This is a genomic window from Paenibacillus sp. S02, from assembly GCF_019454065.1.
GTDB lineage: Bacteria > Bacillota > Bacilli > Paenibacillales > Paenibacillaceae > Paenibacillus > Paenibacillus polymyxa_B.
Genome location: NZ_CP073682.1, coordinates 1,268,892 through 1,283,587, shown reverse-complemented (window position 1 = coordinate 1,283,587; position 14,696 = coordinate 1,268,892). Strand labels below are relative to the sequence as shown.

Genomic DNA, 14,696 nt, shown 5'->3' with positions numbered 1-14,696 from the left:
ATTTGGGGAACGGAACGCCTGACAGCATCCCATCCCCCGTTTTCCAATTTAGTTTGCTACAATCGGATCAAGAAGCTCATAACCTTCGAAAGTGAAGGTCGTTTCTTCTGGTACTTCTTCTCCTGCAGTCCAGTTAGCCAACTGAATCTTATCTGGCATGCAGCGAATCAAACGAACACGTTCATGTCCAAAAGATTCGGGATCGTCCAGCTTGGAAATAATATCGAATTTTTCAAAACCGCGACGAATCATATCAGAAGTTACTTTGTAACCACTCATCGTTCCAGTACCTTTTTTAGCTCCATTTTTATGCACTTTCCAAGTATTACCAACCAAATTCAATTCTCTTTTATCAATTTCCACGCTAGCTTCGAGCTTGTTAATATGTGTCTGCCATACCCCATCAATATATGCCTGACCATACGTACCTAAAATGACTCTTGAAGCATCCAACATTTCTTTTTCCTCCTCAAAATGATCCATAATATAGTTCGGGATTTCACAAAATCCTCGTTGTTAACAAGCTACTTCATTTCTGCTGATTGTCTGCGCATTGCTTATACACGTAAAAAGCTTATTTATTGCACGTAAAATGTGCCGAACAGTTGCTCCATCACGTCGGTGAGCTTCACGTTCCATTGCAGGAACACTTGATCCGGCTCCGGTTTGATGACTGGCGCATCGCCGTAGTAAGCCGGGTCGAGAATGACATCGTAGCCATCTGCTTCGATGACGTTGCTCAGCGACAGCTGTGCCAGGTATTCTTTGATTGCACCGATAAGCGCCAGACGACCTTCCACCGTGTTGTTGATTTTGCCAATGTAAGTCTCTTCGGCTGCACGCTGCAAGTCAGCATTAATAGCATCCATGACACGGATGGAACGAATTTTCTTCCATGCGTTGTTTTGCCCAGCAGCCGGGTTCACCAAGCTGTTGATGCCACGCAGCGCTTTTACCTGACGACCGTCAAAGAACAAAAGGAAGACACCATTACGGACTGCCTGCTCCTGCTCGGAACGTGTCCAGCGACGGGTCACATCCTCAAAAGGCGTAACCGCATACGTCGCCGATTGATTCAGACGTTGGCCTGCAATCAGCCCGGCTACGTAAGCAGCCGTTTGGGCGGAACTGTAGTCCTTTCCTGCCAGACGTACGCCTGTACCGACGTTCACGATACCTTCATGGTTCAGCGCTAAGGAACGTGCAGAGGCCAAGCTGACGGCTGTTTTGGACACATCATCTGCCGCAGAACCGCCGAATACAGCGATAACGCCTTTACCTTCGTTGCGAACACGCTTGATCCAGGCAGCAAAGCTTTGCAGCAATGCCAGATCAGCTGCATAATCCAGAGCCAAGACATTAAATTCCTGTCCTTCAAGTGCCTCCTGCATCGCGATGTAATCGGCATTAACCAGCTTGCTATTGCCGCTGTTGCCGCCAGTAAGGTGTACGCCGCTGACATCCACCGGAATACCGCCATCGCCAACAACCTCGGCCTTCACCCATACGTTTTCGCTGTTCTCGTTCATGGCTTTGGCAATAGAGGCTGCTGTACCGTCACTGCCTTTGTACGTGCCGAGTAGCTTGGTTCCTTCATAGAGGCGCACCTCACGAGCTTGGTCATCACCCAAAGTTGGCTGTACAGTTACAGCGAAACCATTACCGCGGCTACCTGTGTACAAAGCCTTCAGGCGCAGCACATCCGCCGGGGTCGCACCGCCGCTTTTCAGCGTCACAGATGCTTCAGCAGCTGTATCATCTGCCAAACGGTAGGCTAGAAGCTTTTTCGGACCGCCCAGCAAAGCCAGATACAGCGTCGAATACGCGGTCGCACCGTCCAGACTGTCACCGGAAAAGATTTGGCTGATTGCCGTTTCACTGCCGATCTCTACAAAGTCACGTACAGGGCCCCAATTCGCCTTAACGGGTACAACGACCGTACCACGCGACCCACCTTGAATTGCTGAAGCTGCTGCTGCCTGAAAATTCATATACAAACCCGGCAATACCGGTTTATTCGTGTTTTCCCATGTTCCGCCTGCCATAATTAGTCCACCTTCGCTTTCATAAATTGTTCGATTTTAGTGTGTGCTTCTGCTACCGTAAACAGCTTGTCCTGTGTGCCAAAAAAGGCGCCTGCCAGCACTTCTTCTTTCACGGAAAACAATTGTTCTGCGTGCTCCTTTAGCTCCTCCAGCGTATAGCGAGGGCCACTTGCTTCCTGCCCGGCATATACCGGGGCATTCTCATGGTTTTCCAAGGTCACTCGGACCACCTCATTTCAAAATAGGATGAATTTCCACTCTGCGAATCAACGCCGCTTCCTCAGCCGGGCGCATACGCCGCTGTACTAGCATCAGCCGAAGCTGACCATCTAAAATGGCATCCGCCTGCAAATCGGCTGAAGCTTCAGCTGTAGACATATAACGGCCTTTGTCCTGATCCAGAGGAAGCTGGATTTGAGCGGCAAAGCCCTCGATCAGTGCGGAAGCTGCGCGGTTTTCTTCAGTGGTGTCCGGGGCGGTAATATGCCCGATGAACCGTTTGCGCAGCTCATACATGGAGGCTCCCGCCATCCTAGTTTCGCAGCCGCTCATCCGCCACAGTACCGCGTGCCGTCCCGGCTGTGCGGGCCAAGCGTCGGCGTATACTGACCACGTTTCACCCAGTTGCTTCTGCGTCCAGCGGACCAGCGCGGCCAGCCACTCTTCCGGCTGTGTAGCACCGTTTGCTGGAGCGGGTGAACCACCTTCCGTCTCAGGCACGTACACGCCAAAACGCAGCGTTCTATAGGCCTTGCCCGTAATAGTGTCCAGCTTTTCTGCATCTCGCACGCCCAAATAGTGCGCGGTAAAAGCCGATGTATCCTCACCCGCACCTGTCACTGGTTCCCGGTGCAGCCCGGCAATCAGGGCATTCGCCCATACATCAGCCTGCGCCAGCCCGGCTTGTCCTGCGTACAGCTTGATGCGGACAACCTGCCGATAGCCGGCCCAGGAAGACTTCCAGATTTCCTCGCCCAGCGCCATAACAGCATACGGCTCCTCTGCCGTCTGCGACGGTGGCTGAACATCGTATACACGCCCTTGCAGCGCTGGAATAATTTCAATGAGCTTTTGCTTAAAGGCTTGTCTCATCCTGCGGCATGCCACCTTTGCGTCCCCTGCGTTCGCATGTTGTGGCTATACAGCCAGGCTTTCTTCCACTTCCGTGTTCTCATCCGGTGTAGCCTCGTACTCATGCATTGCAGCATCCCTTGCTTAGGCAACACGACTCCTCCTTTCTATTCAAAGAATTCCCGGGAACCGACAGAGACGATCACCGCATGAAAAAACCGGCCCTAATGGCCGGCTAACGTTTGACTGTGTGTGTCTTCGGTATGTCCTCTTGTCTTGATTCCCGATGATATAATCTTACACCCTAATAACGAATGCGTTGCCGGGGAAATGGACGATAAAAGCAGAGACTAGGGATGATGTTGGGAGGTTTTTAGAGAACGTGTGTTCCTATTATAAAAAAAGGCCTTGATCCCTGTTATTACAGGAAATCAAAGCCTTTTAGGAAACCATTATAAAATAGAAATGAGAACGAATGGATAATTATTACATTAACCCAGTTTTTGATCCGCGCCCTTCTGCAAGCCTGCCAAATTTAAAACGCCTTGGTCCGCCAGTGCAAGCGCCATTTTGTAAAAAGCACGCGTGCGAAGCTTCGTATACGTATCCTTGCTGACTGGCGGGTCTAACACATAATTGTAAACCTTGTAATCAAACACATCGTCATCCTTTAAATAACGTTCACGGATGAGCAGCTGTTCGCGTTCATTCAAGCGACTAACTACGGCATCCACCATTTCGCAGTAGGCTAAGCGGGCGGCAGGGGCATCTACATTATATACGGCTGTCCGGGCCGTTGGATCGCTTGTCACATTCGTTGGGCCGTTCGGACGATCCGTATAGCCAGCCGTAATAAAGCTCTCCCGATCCATAAAAGTAATCGTTTTATAAATCCGGTATTTCTCAAACACACCCTCCAATGCATTTTGCGTTTTGCGACGGTCCAATTCGGGTAAGTTATTTCTCATGTAAAGCAACACTCCTTATCTTATGCCTTTTGACAATGATGTATTTTTAAATGAGGATTTTGCAAAAATCCAATGAGCGAATTTTGCAAAATCCTGAAATAGAAAAACGCCTATGTTTACATTGTGTTCCCCTTTTGTTCGTATCTTGAGTATAACATAACATTATTTAGGATAGGTATCCATCGTCAAAAAAAGCAGTATAGCTCCAAAAACAGGATATTCGCTTTATTTTCCTATGCCTTTTGGCATATTACGTGCTTTTACTATTTACCTAATGGTATAATGAAACTAATATCTATGATTCTCTTGTAGAAAGGAGCCCCCATTGTGGAACAGCCAGCATTCGGAACTTACTTAAAACAGCAGCGTGAGCACAAGCAATGGAGCATCAACCAGTTGGCAGATGCTGCAGGTATTAGCAATTCACAAATTTCCCGCATTGAAAATGGACTGCGCGGAATCCCCAAACCCTCCACTCTCCGCAAAATAGCGGACGCGCTTAGCGTATCCTATACCGAAATGATGAAGGCCGCCGGATATTGGGGAGATGATGATTCAATGGAGCAAAATCCACATGAACTTTATCGTTCTACTGTGCCGGAATGGGCAACCTCCAAAGACCGTCGGGATTTTAAAAAAATGCTGGAGGAAGACGACGAATTAATGTTCGATGGCATTCCGCTGGATGAAAAAGACCGTCAACGGATCAAGGACGTGCTGACAGGTCTGTTCTGGGAAGCCAAGCAGATGAACAAACATAAAAAGCCCAAAGAGCCCCGAGCGGGCAAAGATCAGGGATAGTAGGTGAGCGCATGAACGAACTCATTCACAAACTTGTCCGAAAATACCGTACCAACTGCCCCTTCGATATTGCGAAAGCCCTGGGTATCCATATTCGATACTGCGATCTAGGCCCCACAACCAAAGGGCTGTATTACCACAAGCTGCGTAGAAGATTTATCGTTATCCACAATGGCCTCACACCCGAATGGGAACGGTTCGTCTGTGCGCATGAATTGGGACATGACCGACTGCATAAAGGCATTAGCCGCTTTTTTATGGAGGAGCACTCCTACTTTTCTCCAGGAAAATTTGAACAGCAGGCCAATCGGTTTGCCGTACTTTTGCTGAGTGAAGGAAAACCGCCACTAGCTGACGAAACGTTGGATCACTATTTACCCCGGATCGGGCTGCCCAAAGAGACTGCCCTTTTTTTTGACTACAAAACGGAACGTTAGTTCCTATTCTATGAGTTACTGTTGATTACTTCCTCTATAATATAGGTAACTAGACGATGTATTTAACAACCGATATCTCAAAAAATTTTAGTGCTTTGATATAAAATAGAAGTTATTTTTACAATCATCTGATAAAATGTGGTCGTAAGCGGTTTCTCTAATTCATTCATTTTATGGGAGGTTGAAGGAACAACATGAACTCATGGAAAAAACTCTCGTCGATCCTGACGACTGCCGCGCTTCTACTTGGTTGTCTCGGTACAGCAGCAGCAGACCCAGCAACCAATGTGGGAACAGCGGGAACGGCAACGGCTCCAGTCAGCGGTAAGCACATCACCATCCTACATACGAACGATACCCATGCCCACGTGGTCGCGAACGACAAGGAAATGGGATTCGCCAAGCTGGCGGGTATCATTGATCAGTACCGGGCTTCCAATCCCAATACACTGCTGCTAGATGACGGGGATACCGTTCATGGAACGACCTTCGCTACTTTGGTTAACGGTGAGAGCATTGTGAAAGTGATTAACAAGCTGCGTTATGATGCTATGGTTCCGGGTAACCACGAGTTTAATTATGGTTGGAAGCATCTTGTTGAGCTAAGTAAGGAGATTCAGTTCCCTGTGCTCAGCGCCAATATTAAACAAACAGACGGAACACGATTGTTCAAACCCTATGTTATTAAAGAAGTGGACGGCGTTAAAATCGGTATTATCGGTCTGACTACGCCAGAAACAGCATATAAGACTAATCCCAAAAATGTTGAGGGTATTCAATTCACCGACCCTGCGGCTGAGGCCAAAGCGGCTGTTGATGAAATCCGCAGCAAAGTAGATGTCGTTGTTGTTCTTGGTCACCTGGGGCAGGATGCGTCTAGTAAGGACACCAGCCTCAAGGTTGTTAAGGAAGTGCCTGGCATTGATATTTTCATCGATGGACACAGCCATACCGTACTGGAAAAAGGCTTGGTTAGTGACAATGGTACATTGATCGCTAGCGCAGGTGAATACACCAAGTATCTGGGTGTTGTGGACTTATGGGTCGACGGCGGTAAGGTTACGCAAAAGCAAGCCAAGCTGATTGATTCGACTCAAGCAGTCGACGTTCAGCCCAACGCTGAGATTGCTGCATTGATCGCCTCCATTCAAAAGGACCAGGAACCTATTCTAAAAGAGGTTGTAACGCAAACGAGTGTGGATCTGGAAGGAGCACGCGAAAAGGTACGTGCAAGTGAAACCAATCTCGGTGACCTGCTCACCGATGCTATGCGTGACGTTTCGGGAGCAGACGTGGCTTTAACGAACGGTGGCGGCATCCGGGCTTCCATCAAGACGGGGACGGTAACCAAGGGAGACATCATCACTGTGCTGCCCTTCGGCAACCAGATCGTTACCCTGAAAGTGAAGGGCTCTGACATTCAGGCCGCACTGGAAAATGGTACAGCCTCCTATCCAGAGCCAAGCGGAGGTTTCCCACAGGTATCAGGTATATCCTTCAAAATAGACACATCCGCAGCCAAAGGGAGCCGTGTTCATTCTATCCTGATCGGCGGAAAGACACTTGATCCTGAGGCAACATACACACTGGCCACCAATGATTTTACTGCCGTAGGTGGTGACCAATATACGATGTTCGCTAAATATCCACAGGCAGGTATGTTCGGCTCGCTTGACGAAGCGTTAATTCGCTACATGCAAAAGGTGGGCTCCGCTAGCCTGCAAGTACAAGCAGACGGTCGCATTCAAGAAGCCAAGGCTGACGGTAAAACTTCTGTCCCTGCCACACAAGCTGCGCCATCTGCTTCAACGGCAACACCCGCACCTGTGCAGGAAAAGCCGCAATCCGTCCCTACACCGGCTGCGAAACCAGCACCCGCAAAACCGGCACCAGCAAAGTCTCAAACAGCCAAGCCACAGCAGACATCCGATTCTGCACAAGTTACAAATAGCCATGTATATGTTGTGAAATCCGGGGATACGCTGTATGACATTTCCCGCAAACATGGTACCACCTGGCAACAGCTTCAGCAGTTGAATAAGTTGAAGAATCCTCACCGCATTTATCCGGGACAAAAGTTAGACCTCCCGGCCTAATTCAATAGCTAGCAAAAACAGCGTCCGGAATCCTAGTGGTTTCGGATGCTGCTGTATGTCAGGCGTTTTTAGATATGCGATAGTCCAGGCTCATTTGGACATCGCATATTTTTTTAAAAAGCAAACCTTTTAACCGCTGACAAGTTGTGAACCGAGAGGTATGATGGAGAAGAGTCATTCAGGCAGAGAACATTCGTCCCGATATCCATCGGGATCAGTTATATGTGTGGAAGGAGTCCAGAAATGCAATACATTATTTACGATCTTGAATTTACCGTTAGCCGTAACGCCAGATATTCCTCCGAAATCATTGATATCGGTGCCGTCAAAGTTGTTCAGGGAGACGATGGCCTATACGTTGCGGATACGTTTCACAGTTTTGTAAGACCCTCGAATCGGCCTGTACTCTCTACAGATACCGTTCAGTTCACAGGTATTACTCAACGAGACATTGATGCCGCCCCACTATTCCCTGAAGCTGTGAAGCAATTCATAGCCTGGCTCGGTACGGATTCCCCTTATTATTTATGCGCATGGGGCCCGGATGACCGTCAGAAGCTGGTATCCCATTGTCGTACCCATCATGTAGATCTCGGATGGATTCATAATACAAATGATATACAGAAGCAGATTTCCCGTCTGTTTAGTTCCAATGGAAAGTACCGTCAGTTGAGCCTGTCTCAGGCGCTGGAATTGTGCAACATTGACTTTGACGGTCAACAACACCGGGCACTGGATGATGCCGTGAACACCGCGCAGGTTTTCATGTACCATTTTGATCGTATTACATTAGTTCATAATGCTGCTGACGATGAGGAAAGCCGTGGATCGAAGCTCGTCTACTCCTCACCAGAAGAAGAACAGGAGCAGTACAGTCCTTTTGGCAATCTCGCCAACCTGTTTAAGGACCGTTAAGCGGATAGCTCCCCGGCCCGTTCCGGGGGATCTCCCCCTGTTATTCTTGATTTCCTGCCTTTTTATCGAAATAGAATGCCCCCCAGGTCCGCAGCATTTCTTGCATTCGTTTGCGGTACCGTAAAGGCTCCAGGATCTCGGCCTCAGCTCCATAGGAAGTGAGCCAATCCAAAAATTCACGGTCATGATTGACCGTCACCTCAAACAACAAACTTCCATCCGGCAAATCCTTAAGAAAAGGCTTGATAAACAGCTCCTCTTCTTTGACCCGATATACAGACTCGGCAGAAAAACGTACCACAAACCGGATATTCTGATTTCCTTTGGTCACCGACCAGGTCCCTTTAAAAAACATTTCCATTTCAGTTGTATTTTTTTGAAACGTATACGGCAAAATTCTCATGTTCCGAAATCGGCTGATCCGAAAGGTTCTCATAGCGGATTGCTTGTGACAAAAACCAAGCATATAGAATCGCCGATCCTGCGGGACCAAACAATAAGGATCCACCTGAACTAGTGATACATCTTCATTTTGAGGCGAGCTGTATTCCGCTTCAATGGTCTGCTGCGTAAGACTCGCTAAAACAATCAGCCTGAGCAGATAGGGCTGGTTTTCCCGATCAAGTGTCGAGCCGAGCCGGACAATATTTTTCATTTCCTGCGCGAAGCTCGTCTGGTCCATCTTTTTTTTCTGACTAGAGGCCATCACTTTCTCATAAGCACTTTCAAAAGCTGGCGGTAAAAGAGGCTTTACCGTTTCCATAATCTCACCCAGCTTTGTAAAAGCCTCTGCCTCTTCTTCCGTCCAATTCAAAGGATACAAAGCAAAATTGCTAATAAAAATGTACCCCTTGCCATGCCCCATATTCGTAATCGGAATATGCATAGCGCTTAGCGCCTCCATATCTCGGTATATGGTACGTTCTGATGTTTCACAACGTTCGGCAAGCTCTCTTGCCAATATCCCTGGATTTGCCTGAACAATAGTAATAATCCGCATTAAACGTATCAACCGATCAGTCAAGGAAGTCTCTCCTTTACAAAAAGATAGTAAATTAGACTCACTATATTACACAAATAAACTAGCATAATTGCCTATCTCAAAATATCATTTTCAGTAAAACGAACATCTTCTAGCGGTATTGTCTTATTAAAAAAGACCTTAGAACTATACGCTGTAAATGATACAAAAGTACCACTCCATTTATTACGTATGGCCAGAAGCAACTCGGCTTCCTGCAGGTAGTCCATATCATCGCTTCTTGCTGCACGTATAAGTAATTCATCTGCTTGTCTGGTAAGGATGAACGCCCCTCGCTCATATTCCCCTTTCTCGTACATACGCAATGCTTTTTTTACAATAGGGGACGTCTCATTCAGCTTTATGTATTTTTCCACCTTCGGGTTGGATGGAATGCCCAGCAGACCAAGATGATGCGTGAAATGGATATAGAGCTGGTCTGTCCGGATCAGCGTTCGCTTTTCCTGCGATGGCTTGCGCCAGCTCCACTCCATCATTCCAATCGTATGTCTTCCGGACGAGTGAGCCGGTATAGAAAACGTCAAAATAGCCTGTCTATATTTTCCCCGCCGTACATCACCACAGTGAACAAACATGCAATCTCCGTTTTCCGAGCGTTTAAAACCGAGCCTTACCCCTTCAGCTTTTAATAGACTTACCCCGTTTTCTGGAATGAACTGGAGTTGAAGGTCACAACCCGCTGCTTTCGGTATTAGATTTCCTTTTCTTTTACGTATAGCTCCATAGCCCCATTCTATCAGTAGATTTACTTGTTTGGACCCATTCGCAGATATGGACTCTTTGTCCCATGTGCACGTTACATTGAGCATTGACTTCACCACTGGTAAATTCCCCCTAAAAGAACATGTAACTCTAAATTAACAGTGTTATCTGACACTATATTGTCAGGGAACGTATGTTTGATTGTGAAAATTATACATGGGAATCTTTATGAAGGGGGACCTAGTTTGGTAAATAACATTTTAAACCATTTTAATTACATGAATGCGCAAAAATAGCCCGGCATATGCCGGGCTATTTTATAGTCTACTTCTATATTTAAACTTATGAGAGTGTAGTTTCTGTTAAAGAAACTTTCGTTTTTGTGCAAATATCAGATATTGGAGCAAAAGTAGTGCTATCTACAACGAGATCCTTTGATAACGGCTTTCCATTTACAGTGATTTTTAAAGTTTTATAGTTTTGTTCTCTCTCATTCATCTTGCAAAATCTCCTTCTATATCAATTTTTAATATATTTCAGTTCATATATTCAACTTAAGCCCTGATCAGGTGCGGATCGTTCTTTACTCGTATGCTGGGAAAAATGCCGGAATGTTGCCGCTTCCTTGATATACCCGATTTAAGGTACACTTAAACTAATATATCGACTTTTTTTGAGAACATTTTCTCCGTATTTGTCGTCCGTTTATTCTAAAATCTGCATCCGAATCGTTATATTATACGTAACCATGTCATATGGGTAATGATCTGTATCATCTAACATCTTGTTTTATCAAAAGGGGGAACATCTCTTGGCACGACGAACTTGTCGCTTTGCTTTGTACCGCCGCATTGTCTGCGCTGCTATAGCACTTTTGTTTATTTTTGGGATAACTCGTGTACCCGAAGTACATGCTGCTTATTGGGATGATGTGTACCAAGGCTTCGAGCAATTTTCGCGGTTGCCCGGTGATGTGTATCAGCTCAAGGAAAGCTATCGGCAAACACAGGAGGATCTGGAAAAGGCCCGTAACAGCTTAGAGGCCTATCAAGAGCAAAACGCCCAATTGCTAGAGCAAAACCGCAAGCTGACTGACACCGTCACAGAATTAAAAAATCTTCAAACCCAGCGCGATCAGGCTTCACACCGAAATAAAATGCTCATCATCACAGCTATAATTCTGCTGGCAGGTTATTTTATCGGTATCCGACTGTTGCGTTACGGGATGCGTCGACGTTCGGGAAGATACTAACTGCCTGAAAGGATGAAAGGTCTGAATGGACATACAAGCAGGACAACACCATGATGAAAGCGTCGGTTCAGTCGTAACGCTCGATCTGGCGGAAGGAGAAAAGCTGCACGTACTGCATCCGGAGCAAATCATCGCATACCGCGGACCCAGCTCAGGCCGCAGTGATAAACTGATGAATATTAAGGGCATGTATCGCAAACACAAACTGATTCAAGCCGATTTCACAGGAGCTTGTCGCCTAATTGCTGCACTTCCGCCTGGCTTTAGTCTAAAAATGATTAAGCTTGAAGGGAGCGATGATCTGTTATACGATTTTCGCAACCTGTTCTGGTACAGCTCCGGTATCCAAATGCGGACCAAGCTGCTAAGCATGAAAAACATGTTGTTTAGCCGCGATGTTATAAAAATGAAATTCGACGGTGTTGGTCAAATCGGTCTTTTGACGCAGGGATTGGTATGTCAAGAACAGCTTCATCCCACAGAGCCGATATATGTGGATGCGAGCAGCGTCATTGCCTATCCCGAAAACGCCAAACTGGAGTTGACCGTGTACGGCAACCATCTGGCCAGCCAGCATATGAACTATCATTTTAAATTGACCGGACAGGGTACCGTACTATTTCATGCTGGGGAACATCATCGGCGGCTCCAACAGGATATGAACGACGATGGCGTGATCAAGCGATTTTTAAGGGAAGTCATTCCATTTGGTGGAGTGTTTATCAAATAGTCCTGCCATGCTATAATGACAATGCTAAAGCCGTCTGTCCTTGGGGCAGACACTAATGAAGAAAATCCATGTGTAACACATGGGAGAGGTTCGCGAACTCCCTCTATAAAAAACTAACGATGCTTTGTCCTCCGCAAGAAAAATGATTTCGCGGGGCAAGGCCTGTTTTTTGTTGAAGTCGGTTCAAGAACTCTCCTTCTTCCAAGTGACAAGACTCCATGTCTTGCACCATTCCAAAGAAGATCGAGAGGTTTTTTTATGTTTGCAAACGAAAAAGCAGTCGTCGTATTCAGCGGCGGCCAAGACAGCACAACCTGTTTATTTTGGGCAAAAAAACATTTTGCTGAAGTAGAAACCGTGACGTTCGATTACGGTCAACGCCACAAGCAGGAAATCGAAGTAGCCGCTGGAATCGCCCGCGAACTGGGTGTTCCGCAAACGGTACTGGATATGAGCCTGCTTAATCAACTAGCCCCTAATGCCCTCACACGCACCGACATTGACATTACTCAACAGGAAGGCGAACTGCCTAGCACCTTTGTAGACGGTCGCAACCTACTGTTCCTGAGCTTCGCGGGAGTTCTCGCCAAGCAAAAAGGAGCGCGCCACTTGATTACAGGCGTTTGTGAGACGGATTTCAGCGGCTATCCCGATTGCCGGGATTCCTTTATCAAATCGCTGAACGTCACACTGAACCTTTCGATGGACTATCCCTTTGTGATTCATACTCCGCTCATGTGGTTGAACAAGGCTGAAACCTGGCACATGGCCGATGAGCTGAAAGCTTTTGAATTTGTAAGAACACGTACACTAACATGCTATAACGGCGTCATTGGCGATGGCTGTGGCGAATGCCCTGCTTGCAAACTTCGCCGTGCTGGACTCGAGCAGTATCTCGCGGTGCGCGGAGCTTCATCCCAAGGAGTTGAAGGTCATGCGTGAGCCAGGTACCTTTCGCATTGTCGACAAGCTCCAGCAGTTCGGAACAGACATTGAGCACTCTCAGCTGCGTTATCACCGCAAACGTGTACTAGTCAGCAAACAATTTACATTCGATGCAGCACATCATTTGCACTGCTACGAAGGCAAATGCAAAAATCTGCACGGACATACCTATATCGTCGTGTTTGGCATAAGCGGTATACCGGGCGAAACGGGTCTAACGCTGGATTTTGGTGACATCAAAACGATCTGGAAAGAACGGCTTGAGCCTTTTCTGGACCACCGTTACTTGAATGAGACACTTCCTCCAATGAATACAACGGCGGAAAATATGGTCGTCTGGATCTTTGAACAAATGGAGTCAGCCTTGACCTCGGATGCATACTGCAACCGTGTCGAAGGTGGACGTACCGAGTTTGTACGGTTGTTCGAGACACCTACCAGCTACGCCGAGTTCCGACGGGAGTGGATGCTTGATGAGTAATACCGTGACGACTCACCAACCCATGACAGCCTCCCACGGCACCAAACTAGCCCCTATTCCCGTACTAGAGGTGTTTGGTCCCACTGTACAGGGCGAAGGTATGGTCATTGGTCGTAAAACGATGTTTGTTCGCACCGCAGGTTGCGATTACCATTGCTCGTGGTGCGACTCCGCCTTTACCTGGGACGGCAGCGCCAAGGACCAGATCCGTCGTCTGAGTGCCACTGACATTTGGCAGGAGCTGAAGGCCATCGGTGGCGAACGGTTTTCGCATGTGACCCTTTCTGGAGGCAATCCTGCCCTGCTACCGCAGCTTGGGGAGCTAATTACCCTGCTGCGCAGCCAAGGTATTGCTACCGCTGTCGAAACACAAGGCTCCCGTTGGCAGGAATGGCTATACGATATCGATGAGGTAACCCTATCCCCGAAGCCGCCCAGCTCTGGTATGACGACCAACTGGGACGTGCTGGATGACATTGTCGCCCGTCTGTCAAACCGGAAGATGGCTGGAGAGTCCCGAGCTACGTCCAACGTTCCAACCGCAACATGCTTGAAGGAACCCGCTAATGATTCTGCGCGGCTCTATACCGGAGCTTGCAGCTTGAAGGTCGTCATCTTCGATGACACCGATCTTGCCTATGCCCGCATCGTTCACGAGCGCTACCCACACGTACCGCTGTTCCTCCAGACGGGTAATCCAGATGTGAACACGGAGAACACCGGACAGATTGCGGAGTCCCTACTCCATCGTTATGAATGGCTTATCGACCGTGTCATGGACGATTCCCGACTAAACGACGTAAGAGTACTCCCGCAGCTCCACACCCTCGTATGGGGCAATAAACGCGGCGTATAACACTTATATGTAATATATTCCGTATGAGCTGTATGTGATACACAAGATACACCAAATTAGTCGAAGTACACCCTCGACACCCAAGTTACAAAACAAGAGAAACCCTCGTCCGTAAGGACGGGGTTTCTCATAAAATAACGCTCCTTTCATATAGGAGCGAGCACTATTCACTTCTGCCCCAACCAATATGTAAACGGGTAGGACTTTATGGTGTTGACGGCGGTCGGCAGCGAAACGGAGGATTTGAATCTGTAGAAGCGTTAGCGTTCGCCTTTGAAATGGGATTCTAACCTATATCTTTCACCTTATCAGAAAGAATCCCATTTCAACAGCGATCGGAAGATCAAATCATTCG

At 47.5% G+C, this 14,696-nt stretch carries 17 protein-coding genes and 1 riboswitch; of the genes, 9 read left to right on the top strand and 8 right to left on the bottom strand.

The annotated features are described in order from the left end of the window. Positions 1-48: 48 nt before the first annotated feature. From KAI36_RS05720 to KAI36_RS05700, 5 genes are all read right to left on the bottom strand, one after another. Positions 49-456, bottom strand: coding sequence for a phage tail tube protein (locus tag KAI36_RS05720; protein WP_025720555.1), 408 nt, complete (start codon positions 454-456; stop codon positions 49-51). Positions 457-578: 122 nt separating this feature from the next. Then, positions 579-2,045 (bottom strand): phage tail sheath family protein, encoded by a 1,467-nt coding sequence (locus KAI36_RS05715; protein WP_220027209.1) that lies wholly within the window; start codon positions 2,043-2,045, stop codon positions 579-581. A gap of 2 nt (positions 2,046-2,047) precedes the next feature. Beyond that, complete coding sequence (locus KAI36_RS05710) at positions 2,048-2,266, bottom strand: YqzN/YkzM domain-containing protein (RefSeq protein ID WP_220027208.1); 219 nt, start codon at positions 2,264-2,266, stop codon at positions 2,048-2,050. Between the two features lie 10 nt (positions 2,267-2,276). Beyond that, positions 2,277-3,137, bottom strand: a complete 861-nt coding sequence (locus KAI36_RS05705) for a hypothetical protein (protein WP_220027207.1) — start codon at positions 3,135-3,137, stop codon at positions 2,277-2,279. 470 nt (positions 3,138-3,607) lie between these two features. Further along, a complete protein-coding gene (locus KAI36_RS05700) occupies positions 3,608-4,084 on the bottom strand; it encodes an ArpU family phage packaging/lysis transcriptional regulator (protein ID WP_220027206.1) in 477 nt (158 codons plus the stop codon). A 327-nt stretch (positions 4,085-4,411) separates the two neighbouring features. Here KAI36_RS05700 and KAI36_RS05695 point away from each other — a divergent pair, with 327 nt between their 5' ends. The 4 genes from KAI36_RS05695 to KAI36_RS05680 all read left to right on the top strand — a co-directional run bounded on the left by KAI36_RS05695 (position 4,412) and on the right by KAI36_RS05680 (position 8,333). Beyond that, complete coding sequence (locus tag KAI36_RS05695; protein ID WP_220027205.1) at positions 4,412-4,885, top strand: helix-turn-helix domain-containing protein; 474 nt, start codon at positions 4,412-4,414, stop codon at positions 4,883-4,885. Positions 4,886-4,896: 11 nt separating this feature from the next. Continuing rightward, a complete protein-coding gene (locus tag KAI36_RS05690; RefSeq protein WP_013309116.1) occupies positions 4,897-5,322 on the top strand; it encodes an ImmA/IrrE family metallo-endopeptidase in 426 nt (141 codons plus the stop codon). Between the two features lie 194 nt (positions 5,323-5,516). Continuing rightward, positions 5,517-7,418, top strand: coding sequence for a 5'-nucleotidase C-terminal domain-containing protein (locus KAI36_RS05685; RefSeq protein ID WP_025720567.1), 1,902 nt, complete (start codon positions 5,517-5,519; stop codon positions 7,416-7,418). 243 nt (positions 7,419-7,661) lie between these two features. Further along, positions 7,662-8,333, top strand: a complete 672-nt coding sequence (locus tag KAI36_RS05680; protein WP_023987369.1) for a 3'-5' exonuclease — start codon at positions 7,662-7,664, stop codon at positions 8,331-8,333. Positions 8,334-8,373: 40 nt separating this feature from the next. Here KAI36_RS05680 and KAI36_RS05675 read toward each other — a convergent pair whose 3' ends face one another. The 3 genes from KAI36_RS05675 to KAI36_RS05665 all read right to left on the bottom strand — a co-directional run bounded on the left by KAI36_RS05675 (position 8,374) and on the right by KAI36_RS05665 (position 10,575). Next, complete coding sequence (locus KAI36_RS05675; protein ID WP_013309113.1) at positions 8,374-9,357, bottom strand: helix-turn-helix transcriptional regulator; 984 nt, start codon at positions 9,355-9,357, stop codon at positions 8,374-8,376. Positions 9,358-9,428: 71 nt separating this feature from the next. Beyond that, a complete protein-coding gene (locus tag KAI36_RS05670) occupies positions 9,429-10,196 on the bottom strand; it encodes a hypothetical protein (RefSeq protein WP_220027204.1) in 768 nt (255 codons plus the stop codon). Between the two features lie 223 nt (positions 10,197-10,419). After that, positions 10,420-10,575, bottom strand: coding sequence for a hypothetical protein (locus tag KAI36_RS05665; RefSeq protein WP_220027203.1), 156 nt, complete (start codon positions 10,573-10,575; stop codon positions 10,420-10,422). A gap of 313 nt (positions 10,576-10,888) precedes the next feature. Here KAI36_RS05665 and KAI36_RS05660 point away from each other — a divergent pair, with 313 nt between their 5' ends. The 5 genes from KAI36_RS05660 (at position 10,889) to queE (ending at position 14,341) form a co-directional block, all read left to right on the top strand. Next, positions 10,889-11,329: an SH3 domain-containing protein gene (locus KAI36_RS05660; protein WP_220027202.1), complete on the top strand. Its 441-nt coding sequence runs from the start codon at positions 10,889-10,891 to the stop codon at positions 11,327-11,329. Between the two features lie 25 nt (positions 11,330-11,354). After that, positions 11,355-12,059, top strand: coding sequence for an AIM24 family protein (locus KAI36_RS05655; protein WP_220027201.1), 705 nt, complete (start codon positions 11,355-11,357; stop codon positions 12,057-12,059). 79 nt (positions 12,060-12,138) lie between these two features. Next, positions 12,139-12,182, top strand: a riboswitch (PreQ1 riboswitch). Between the two features lie 135 nt (positions 12,183-12,317). Next, positions 12,318-13,001, top strand: coding sequence for a 7-cyano-7-deazaguanine synthase QueC (gene queC / locus KAI36_RS05650; RefSeq protein WP_013309109.1), 684 nt, complete (start codon positions 12,318-12,320; stop codon positions 12,999-13,001). Next, positions 12,994-13,485, top strand: a complete 492-nt coding sequence (gene queD, locus KAI36_RS05645; RefSeq protein ID WP_053324813.1) for a 6-carboxytetrahydropterin synthase QueD — start codon at positions 12,994-12,996, stop codon at positions 13,483-13,485. The genes queC and queD overlap by 8 nt, the downstream gene beginning before the upstream one ends. Next, positions 13,478-14,341, top strand: coding sequence for a 7-carboxy-7-deazaguanine synthase QueE (queE, locus tag KAI36_RS05640; protein ID WP_220027200.1), 864 nt, complete (start codon positions 13,478-13,480; stop codon positions 14,339-14,341). The genes queD and queE overlap by 8 nt, the downstream gene beginning before the upstream one ends. Positions 14,342-14,696: the final 355 nt, after the last annotated feature.

Coding starts and splice junctions, on each gene's coding strand:
- KAI36_RS05720 (WP_025720555.1), bottom strand. CDS start 456: ATGTTGGATGCTTCAAGAGTCATTTTAGGTACGTATGGTCAGGCATAT.
- KAI36_RS05715 (WP_220027209.1), bottom strand. CDS start 2,045: ATGGCAGGCGGAACATGGGAAAACACGAATAAACCGGTATTGCCGGGT.
- KAI36_RS05705 (WP_220027207.1), bottom strand. CDS start 3,137: ATGAGACAAGCCTTTAAGCAAAAGCTCATTGAAATTATTCCAGCGCTG.
- KAI36_RS05700 (WP_220027206.1), bottom strand. CDS start 4,084: ATGAGAAATAACTTACCCGAATTGGACCGTCGCAAAACGCAAAATGCA.
- KAI36_RS05690 (WP_013309116.1), top strand. CDS start 4,897: ATGAACGAACTCATTCACAAACTTGTCCGAAAATACCGTACCAACTGC.
- KAI36_RS05685 (WP_025720567.1), top strand. CDS start 5,517: ATGAACTCATGGAAAAAACTCTCGTCGATCCTGACGACTGCCGCGCTT.
- KAI36_RS05680 (WP_023987369.1), top strand. CDS start 7,662: ATGCAATACATTATTTACGATCTTGAATTTACCGTTAGCCGTAACGCC.
- KAI36_RS05665 (WP_220027203.1), bottom strand. CDS start 10,575: ATGAATGAGAGAGAACAAAACTATAAAACTTTAAAAATCACTGTAAAT.
- KAI36_RS05655 (WP_220027201.1), top strand. CDS start 11,355: ATGGACATACAAGCAGGACAACACCATGATGAAAGCGTCGGTTCAGTC.
- queC (WP_013309109.1), top strand. CDS start 12,318: ATGTTTGCAAACGAAAAAGCAGTCGTCGTATTCAGCGGCGGCCAAGAC.
- queD (WP_053324813.1), top strand. CDS start 12,994: ATGCGTGAGCCAGGTACCTTTCGCATTGTCGACAAGCTCCAGCAGTTC.
- queE (WP_220027200.1), top strand. CDS start 13,478: ATGAGTAATACCGTGACGACTCACCAACCCATGACAGCCTCCCACGGC.